General features: G+C 71.0%; 7 protein-coding genes and 1 pseudogene. 3 read left to right on the forward strand and 5 right to left on the reverse strand.

Features of this window, described 5'->3' with window-relative positions; genetic code table 11:
* The 5 genes and pseudogenes from ABZY13_RS33140 to ABZY13_RS33160 all read right to left on the reverse strand — a co-directional run.
* A pseudogene (locus ABZY13_RS33140) lies at positions 1-269 on the reverse strand (hydrolase TatD); the annotation flags it as partial.
* Entirely contained in the window at positions 269-877 is a 609-nt protein-coding gene (locus tag ABZY13_RS33145; RefSeq protein WP_356637470.1) for an EboA domain-containing protein, read from the reverse strand. The pseudogene ABZY13_RS33140 and the gene ABZY13_RS33145, both read right to left, overlap by 1 nt.
* Entirely contained in the window at positions 874-1,734 is an 861-nt protein-coding gene (locus ABZY13_RS33150) for a sugar phosphate isomerase/epimerase family protein (protein WP_356637472.1), read from the reverse strand. The genes ABZY13_RS33145 and ABZY13_RS33150 overlap by 4 nt, the downstream gene beginning before the upstream one ends.
* Positions 1,731-2,714: an SCO3242 family prenyltransferase gene (locus ABZY13_RS33155; protein WP_356637474.1), complete on the reverse strand. Its 984-nt coding sequence runs from the start codon at positions 2,712-2,714 to the stop codon at positions 1,731-1,733. Before ABZY13_RS33155 ends, ABZY13_RS33150 begins: the two co-directional genes overlap by 4 nt.
* Positions 2,711-3,835 (reverse strand): inositol-3-phosphate synthase, encoded by a 1,125-nt coding sequence (locus ABZY13_RS33160; RefSeq protein WP_356637475.1) that lies wholly within the window; start codon positions 3,833-3,835, stop codon positions 2,711-2,713. The genes ABZY13_RS33155 and ABZY13_RS33160 overlap by 4 nt, the downstream gene beginning before the upstream one ends.
* A 1,183-nt stretch (positions 3,836-5,018) precedes the next feature.
* On the opposite strand from ABZY13_RS33160, the gene ABZY13_RS33165 reads away from it, so the two are divergent.
* From ABZY13_RS33165 to ABZY13_RS33175, 3 genes are all read left to right on the forward strand, one after another.
* A complete protein-coding gene (locus tag ABZY13_RS33165) occupies positions 5,019-6,521 on the forward strand; it encodes a sugar ABC transporter ATP-binding protein (RefSeq protein WP_356637476.1) in 1,503 nt (500 codons plus the stop codon).
* The gene (locus ABZY13_RS33170; RefSeq protein WP_356637479.1) at positions 6,518-7,528 is read left to right on the forward strand and encodes an ABC transporter permease; all 1,011 of its coding nucleotides are present in this window, start codon (positions 6,518-6,520) and stop codon (positions 7,526-7,528) included. The genes ABZY13_RS33165 and ABZY13_RS33170 overlap by 4 nt, the downstream gene beginning before the upstream one ends.
* Before the next feature lie 27 nt (positions 7,529-7,555).
* On the forward strand, positions 7,556-8,233 hold a 678-nt coding region (locus ABZY13_RS33175), incomplete at its 3' end, for a substrate-binding domain-containing protein (RefSeq protein WP_356637481.1).

Here is an 8,233-nt window from a genome sequence, read left to right on the forward strand (position 1 = left end):
TCGTCCAGCACCGGCACGCAGCGCGGGTCGTTGGCCTCCTTGGGGTTCAGGGCGACCGTGCAGTGGTGGGCGATGCCGTACTGGGCGGCGCGGAACGGCTCCCAGCCCAGCAGGGAGTCGAAGTAGTCCAGGAAGCTGGCCGGCGAGGTCCGGGGCTGGCCCAGCCAGAACGACGGCTCCACCACCGCGCGCACGCCCGCGGCGTACATCGCCTCGTAGTCGTCGGTGGTCCGCGACGTCATGTGGATGTGGGGATCGAAGATACGCATCAGAAGTCCTGGGTGGTGAGGCGCAGGGCGCGGTCGAGGTCCGCCGGGACGGGGCGCCCCGCCGCACGGCGCTCGGCCGCGAAGTCGGTGAGCATGCGTGCCAGTTCGCCGTCTCCGGCCGCGCGACGCTCAAGGCCCGACACCTCGGCGAGGGGCACCCCGGTGAACAGGCACTTCAGGACGGCGTGCCGCCAGCCGTGGGCGTCCAGGTGCCGGGCGGCGTACGGGCCGACGGCGGCGGCGACGAGCCGGGTGTCGTTGGTGCGCAGGGCGTCCTCGACCAGCGGGAGGGCGTCCGGACCCGGCACGAGGAACGGCAGGGCGTGCAGCACGGCCCGGCGTTCGGCGCCGGAACTGCGCGTGTACATCCGGGTCAGGGCGCCCACGTCCGGCTGTGCCGCGTGCAGGAGAAGGACGCGGGCGACGTCCTCGAGACTCCCGCAGTGTCGGCCTGCCTCCGCGAAGCGCAGTTCCAGAAGGGACACGGGGCGTCGTGACACCTGGTCCGCAGCGGCGACGTCGAGTACCGCGTTCGCCAGCCAGGCCCGGGCCGGGGCGTCGAGGCGTTCCCACAGGACGGCGAGATCGCCGGTCAGCGATGGCGTCATGCGCGTGCTCCTTTCTCGAGGCCGCGCAGAAAGCGGAGGGATGCCTCGGCGAGCCCCGGGCCGGCGTGGGAGTGCCGCGGCAGCTCCACGGTGACCAGGCCCCGGTAGCCGGACCGCGTGAGATCGCTGAGCGCCTCGAGGACCGGCGGGAAGTCGATCTCGCCCTCCCCGAACGGGAGATGTTCGTGGACGCCGCGGCGCATGTCCTCGATCTGGACGTGACGCACCCACGGCGCCGACGCCCGGACGCACTCGGCGGGAGACGCCGCTTCCAGACACTGGCAGTGGCCGATGTCCAGGGTCAGACCGAGCGCATCCGGACTGCCGAGCAGGCGGCGCAGGCGGTGGAAGTCCTCCAGGGTCGCCAGCAGATGTCCGGGCTCGGGTTCCACGGCGAGCGGAACCCCCAGGCTCTGCGCCGCGGCGAGGACCGGCGCCAGTTCGTCGGCGAGCCGCTCCCAGGCCGTGTCCCGGTCGAGGCCTTCGGGGAGGACACCGCTGAAGCAGTGCACCGCGTGCGCCTCCAGGTCACCGGCGGCCTGCACGGCGCGCACCAGGAACCGGGCCCGGGCAGCGCGACCGTCCGGATCCGGGTCCAGGAGCGACGGGCCGTGCTTGCGGCGCGGGTCGAGGACGTAGCGTCCGCCGGTTTCGACGGTCACCGTCAGTCCCAGCCGCGCCAGCGTGCGGGACAGGCGTCCGGCACGGACGCTCAGATTCTCCGCCACGGGGTCGAGGTGCATGTGGTCGAGTGTGAGACCGACCCCGTCGTAGCCCAGATCGGCGAGAAGGAACAGCGCATCGTTCAGCCGCAGGTCCGTGAGGCCATTGGTCCCGTAGGCCAGGCGCAGGGTCATGTCGGGCTCACCTTCCGGGAGAAGCGGCGTGCCATCGGCAGCAGCGCCATGACCGCCCCGCCGAGCACCGGGGAACCGGCGCGGGCGGCGAGAACTGCCTGGAGGGGGATGACCGCGCCGAGTCCGCCTCGCACCGCGCGCCGAGTGAGGGCGGGTGAGGAGTTGAGGACGGCATGCGCGTACGGACGGGTGGCCGTCGCGCCATAGCCGAGGGCGAGGGCGAGGACGGTGAGGGCGTGCGACGGGCTTCGGCCTCGTGCCGACTCGCCGCTGCTCGGAGCGATCGCCCGATGCTCGGGTGCGGTCAGGACCGCTCGTCCCACCACGTCCGGTCCACTCACGGCGTCCGGCCCGCGCAGGCTGCGGAAACTCTCCCACCCGATGCCCCCGCCGATGACGAAGCTCGTCGCCAGCGCGGCGAGGGGAGCAGCGCCGGAACTGCCAGTCGTCTCGTTCCGGGAGACCTGAGTCACGGCGTAGGTGTGTGCGGCGAGAGCGGCCGCGGAAAGGAGCACGGCGGGCCGGGCGCGTCCTCCGGCCGCAACCGCGCCCAGCAGCAGGTCCAGGCCCCGGGCGGCGGCCATGGCCGCCGGTCCCGCGAACGTGTGCTTGAGCCTCAGGTCGTACGCCCAGACGGTGGCGGCCAGCGCCCCGGCGACCGTGGCCGCCGGTCGGCCCGCGCGCGCCGCCAGCACCAGGCCGGCCCCCGTCAGCCCGATGGCCGCTCCCAGAGCGGCCGCCGGGCGTATCCGACCCGACGGGAGGGGCCGGTCCGGACGCTCGCGCGCGTCCTCGTCCTGGTCCGCCCAGTCGTTCAGGGCCATGCCCGCCTCGTAGAGGCACAGGGAGCATCCGACGGCGAGCATCGCGCGTCGGTCGACGCGCACACCGGCTGCCGCCGCCCCGGCGAGCGCGTCCCCGGGGACCGTGAACAGTGCCGAGACCCGGAGCAGCCGGGCCCAGTCGCGTACTGCGCTCATGTCCCCGCCACCCGCAGCCGCTCCGCGAAGTCGAGCAGCGCCGTGTACTGTTCGGCGAGCGACGAAGGGGCTCCCGGAGCGGGGTCCTTGAAATAGAAGGCCAACTCGGGCAAGGGGCCGGCGAGTCCCGCTTCGTGCGCGCGGGCGACGAGTCGGGCCAGGTCCAGCACGAGCGGTGCCGCGAGGGCCGAGTCGCACCCCTGCCAGATGGTCTGGAGCACCATCCGCGCGCCGAGGAAACCCTCGAAGACGACGTGGTCCCAGGCCGTCTTCCAGTCGCCCATGGACGGCACGTCGTCGATGTGCACCACGCCCTCGGGGGTCATGCCCAGGGTGTCGGCGAGAACCCGCTCCTTCCCCGCGTTCTTCGCGGCGGCGGCGGCCGGGTCGGCGAGCGCCGCGCCGTCGCCGCCGCCCAGCAGGTTCGTTCCCGACCAGGACCGTACGGTGAGCGCACGCTGCGCGAACATCGGGCCCAGCACCGAGCGCAGCATCGTCTGCCCCGTCTTGCCGTCCCGCCCGGCGACCGGAACGTCGTACGGTCCGGAGAACGCCGGATGGTGCAGTCCGGTCGACGGAGTGAAGTTGACGTACGAGGCGCCGGCGCCCAGTGCCGCGGCGGCGTACAGGGAGCTGGCCGGCAGCCGCCCGTCCCTTTCGCGGACCGCCGGCTCGGTGGACGCGACGTTGACCACCACGCACCGGGCCAGGTTGTTCCGCGTCCGGAAGGAATCGATGTCCGCTGCGAACTGGCTGATCAGCGCATCGTCGCTGCGCGGATCGGCCGCGAGCGGGCCACCGATCCGGATCTCGGCGTCCGCGGCCGCGAGTTCACCGCCCACGGCCGCAGGCAGGTCGTACGGGAGGACACCTTGTGCGGCGAGTTGCTCGGCCCGTTTCGGGAGCGGGCAGGAGACGACGTCGTGGCCGCCGAAGACCAGCGACCCCGGCTCCGGCAGACCGCAGCCGGCGAAGCGCGGACTCTGGGTCACCATCCCGACGGCCGGCTGCAGCCCGCCCGCGACGGCCGCGCATCCGGCGACCACTGTGGTGGCGACGGAGCCGCGCGCTCCGATCAGCCAGACTCCCGTACGTGGCACTGCCCGTGTCGACGCTGTCATCGCGAGCGCCTCCTTGCTGTTCCTGTGCGTGTGATGAGTGGATGGTCCGTGCCGAGGGCGGTGACTCCACGCTCGGCACGGACCCGTTCATGGCGCCGGAGCCACCGGGCACGCGGGACGCCCGGCAGCGGGCCGGCGCCCTGGCCCAGGACGCGCCTGTTGCAGGCGGAGAGGGGTCCTGGGCCAGGGGGTCTGGGACGTACGGGGCAGGAGCGATGTTCAGCACTGCCGGCTGCCCCTCACCGTGGGAGGTCCACGGACGGAGCCGGGTTCCGCGCCCCGGATGCGGTTCGGCGTCCAGGCGCTTCCCCGTGTGTCGTCGATACACCGGGTCGTCCTCCGTGCCGGAGCGGGAAGGCCGGCATCCGTCGCGATGCACCAACCTTCGAGTGAGTCGACGGTGAACATAGCCCGCTTCTGCATGACGTGAAAGACCTTGTGCAGCAGAAGACTTAACTTTCGCTCGACATAGGACAAAGTCCCGGTTGTCCGCCCACCGGCAGGCACTCCCCCGAGCGTCAAGCGGAGCAATCCACTCCGACTGCACCGGAGCCAGGGCTTTGTCTTTTCTTCGTCGAAAGTGACTGTTCCGTTGTCTTAAGTTCTTCCCTGACCAAAAAAACGCTGCTAGGTTTCACCGCGCCAGGAACGGAAGACGGGTCGGCGGCAGGAGGGCGACATGAGGCGCACGACGGCTTGGCCGACCAACGCCCATCAGGGCTTACGCCACGGACCACCCGTGACATCGGCCGCGACCGGGTCGATCCCCGCGGACAGCCGTACGGCCGTGACCCCGGCTTCCTGAAAGCCCGCGTCGGAGATGCCGCGCTCGCTCACGACGTGTCCGGTGACGCCGTCACCGGCCGGCCCGGGCAGGCCGCCGCAGCAGCCGGTCCGATCGCCGGCAGGGCCCGTCCTCCCGGCTCGACGCCGCCCGGACCCGCCCCACCGTCGCAGCCCCGCGGACGGTGGGGCGCCTCGGCCACCGCCCGGCCACCACCACGACCGGGCTCCGCGAGCCGTCGGGCGCCAGAGCACCTGCCACGCGCCTCGCACGACGTCCGCACCGGCCACGAAGAACAGCAGCGCCCGACCCTTGAGTCCCACCGAACCGAGGATCCATCCCATGCCGCCAACAACCCATCTCAGCAAACCAGCCGGCGTACCGGCTCCGCTGCTCAGGATGACCGGGATCACCAAGTCCTTCCCGGGCGTCCGTGCTCTCGCCGGCGTCGACCTCTCGGTCAACGAGGGCGAGGTCCATTGCCTCCTCGGCCAGAACGGCGCGGGAAAGTCCACCCTGATCAAGGTCCTGGCAGGTGCTCATCAGCCGGACGACGGCGAGATCGTCTGGCAGGGCAATCCCACGCGGTTCAAGTCCCCGGTCGACGCCATGCGCCTCGGCATCGCGACCATCTATCAGGAGCTCGACCTCGTCGAGCACCTGTCCGTGGCGGAGAACATCACCCTCGGTCATGAACCGACGCGCGCTGGGTTCGTCGTGCGCCCCCGGGTCGCCCGGGAGAGCGCCGCCGCCCTGCTGGCGCGGCTGGGCCACCCCGAGATCGATCCGGCGGCGCCGGTCGCCGATCTCTCGGCCGCGCAGCAGCAGATCGTCTCGATGGCCCGCGCGCTGTCCCACGACGCACGGCTGATCGTGATGGACGAGCCCTCGGCCGCTCTCGACCCGGACGAGGTCCGCAACCTCTTCCGCATCGTCGACAGGCTGACGGCCGACGGCGTGGCCGTCGTCTACATCTCGCACCGCCTGGAGGAGATCCGTCAGATCGGCGACCGTGTGACCGTCCTCAAGGACGGACGGTCCGTCGCCGACGGCCTGCCGACCCGGTCGACGCCCACCAGCGACATCGTCGCCCTGATGACGGGCCGCAGCGTCGACCACGTGTTCCCCTTCTCCCCTCGTACTGCCGACCCGGTGACCTCCGAGGTTCCGCCGGTGCTGAGAGTGCAGGGACTCTGCCGTCAGGGCGAGTTCGAGTCGCTGGACCTCGAGGTCCGGCCCGGGGAGATCGTCGGGCTGGCAGGCCTGGTGGGGTCCGGCCGTACCGAGATCCTGGAGACCGTGTACGGGGCCCGCCGGCCCACGTCCGGCCAGGTGTTCGTGGACGGCGAGGAGGTCCGGCCAGGCGACGTGCGGGCCGCCGTTCGCGCGGGGATCGGTCTGGCTCCCGAGGAGCGCAAGGCACAGGCGCTGCTGATGCTGGAGTCCGTCACCCGCAACGTCTCGGTCTCCACCCTCAGCCGATTCTCCCGCCTCGGATGGATCGACCGGACGGCGGAGCGTGCCGCGGCTCAGGAGGTGACGCGTGACCTGGTGCTCCGCCCGGACAACACGGACACCCAGGTCAAGAACCTCTCCGGCGGCAATCAGCAGAAGGCCGTCCTGGCCCGTTGGCTGCTCCGGGGATGCCGCGTCCTCCTACTGGACGAACCCACCCGCGGTGTCGACATCGGAGCTCGCGTCGAGCTGTACGCCGTGATCCGGCGCTTGGCCGACGAGGGCCTGGCCGTCCTCGTGGTCTCCAGCGAGATCCCGGAGGTACTGGGCCTCGCCGACCGCGTCCTCGTCCTCCGCGAAGGACGCGTCGTGCACACCTCCCCCGCACGCGAACTGGACGAACACCGCGTACTCGATCTCGTACTTGAAGGGAACCACGCATCATGACGCAGTCCGCGGCCGTATCCGCGGCCGAGAAGTCCGCTTCCGCCCCGCCGCCACGGCGCCGGCCCGCACTCGGCCTCCGGCTCGACGTGCGCACGCTGTCGCTGCTCGGCGTGCTCGCGATCCTCGTGATCGTCGGCGGTGTCACCAAGCCGGACGAGTTCCTCGCCGTGAGCAATCTCCAACTCGTGCTCACCCAGGCGTCGGTGATCGGCGTGGTGACCGTCGGCATGGCCTTCGTGATCATCGGCGGAGGGATCGACCTGTCGGTCGGCGCGATCGTGGCGCTGGCCTCGGTCTGGGCGACCACGGTCGCGACGCAGGAGTACGGGTTCGCCGGGGTCCTGTTCACCGCCATAGCCGTGGGCCTGGGCTGCGGCCTGGTCAACGGCGTCCTCATCGCCTACGGCAGGATGGTCGCGTTCATCGCCACCCTGGCCATGTTCGCCTCCGCCCGTGGCCTCGCCCTGCAGATCACGGACGGCCGCACCCAGATCGTCACCATCCCCGAAATCCTCGATCTGGGCGAGAAGGACGCGTACGTCCTCGGTGTGCCGCCGCTCGTGATCGTCTTCGCGGTCGTCGGCGTCATCGGGTGGCTGCTGCTCAACCGCACGACGTTCGGGCGGCGCACCGTCGCCATCGGCGGCAACCCCGAAGCCGCCCGGCTCGCCGGCATCGACGTGCGGCGCCAGCGTCTGTATCTCTACCTGCTGTCCGGACTGTGCTGCGGCATCGCCGCCTTCCTGCTGATCATCCTGTCCGGCTCCGGCCAGAACACCAACGGCAACCTCTACGAACTCGACGCCATCGCCGCCGTGATCATCGGCGGCACCCTGCTCAGCGGCGGGCGCGGCAACATCACCGGCTCCGTGCTCGGCGTCCTGATCTTCACCACGATCACCAACATCTTCGCCCTCAACAACCTCCAGACCGCGACCCAGCAGATCGCCAAGGGCGCGATCATCGTCGTCGCCGTCCTCATCCAGCGCCGCACCGCCCACGAGTAGAGCGCCACCGCAAGGAGAAGCACCACCATGGCTCAGGAAATGAACCCCTCCCGCAGAAGACTGCTCCTCGGCACCGCCGCCGTCTCGGCCGGCGCCATGCTCACCGCCTGTACCTCGAACGAAACCGGCGGCGCCAAGAGCGGCGCCGCGCAGGCGCCCGCCTCCAACGACAAGCCCGGCAAGCCGGTCACCATCGGCTTCGCCGGACCCCAGGCCGACCACGGCTGGCTCAACGCCATCAATGTCAACGCCCGGGAGCGCGCGGAGAGCTACAAGGACGTCACCCTGGAGATCACCGAGGGCTCCAACGACACCGCCCAGCAGATCGGCCAGATCGAGACCCTCATCAACAAGAAGGTCGACGTGCTGGTGATCCTGCCCGCCGACGGCAAGGCCCTCACCCAGGTCGGGCTCAAGGCCATGCGGGCCGGCATCCCGGTCGTCAACCTGGACCGCATCTTCAACAGCCCTCAGGCCTACCGCTGCTGGATCGGCGGCGACAACTACGGCATGGGCCTGAACGCCGGGCACTACATCGGCGAGAAGCTCAAGGACAAGCCGAACGCCCGTGTGATCGAACTCGCCGGTCTCGACAACCTGGAGCTGACCAAGCAGCGCACGCAGGGCTTCGACGACGCGCTGAAGAACTACCCCAACATCAAGAAGGTCGCCCGCCAGGCCGCCGAGTTCACCGTCGAGTCCGGG

Source organism: Streptomyces sp. NPDC006610 (assembly GCF_040611575.1).
Classification (GTDB): domain Bacteria; phylum Actinomycetota; class Actinomycetes; order Streptomycetales; family Streptomycetaceae; genus Streptomyces.

Bases quoted from the DNA above. Each gene is read 5' to 3' on its own strand.
- ABZY13_RS33165 (WP_356637476.1), top strand. From the start codon at position 5,019: ATGACCGGGATCACCAAGTCCTTCCCGGGCGTCCGTGCTCTCGCCGGC.
- ABZY13_RS33150 (WP_356637472.1), bottom strand. From the start codon at position 1,734: ATGACCCTGCGCCTGGCCTACGGGACCAATGGCCTCACGGACCTGCGG.
- ABZY13_RS33160 (WP_356637475.1), bottom strand. From the start codon at position 3,835: ATGACAGCGTCGACACGGGCAGTGCCACGTACGGGAGTCTGGCTGATC.
- ABZY13_RS33170 (WP_356637479.1), top strand. From the start codon at position 6,518: ATGACGCAGTCCGCGGCCGTATCCGCGGCCGAGAAGTCCGCTTCCGCC.
- ABZY13_RS33155 (WP_356637474.1), bottom strand. From the start codon at position 2,714: ATGAGCGCAGTACGCGACTGGGCCCGGCTGCTCCGGGTCTCGGCACTG.
- ABZY13_RS33145 (WP_356637470.1), bottom strand. From the start codon at position 877: ATGACGCCATCGCTGACCGGCGATCTCGCCGTCCTGTGGGAACGCCTC.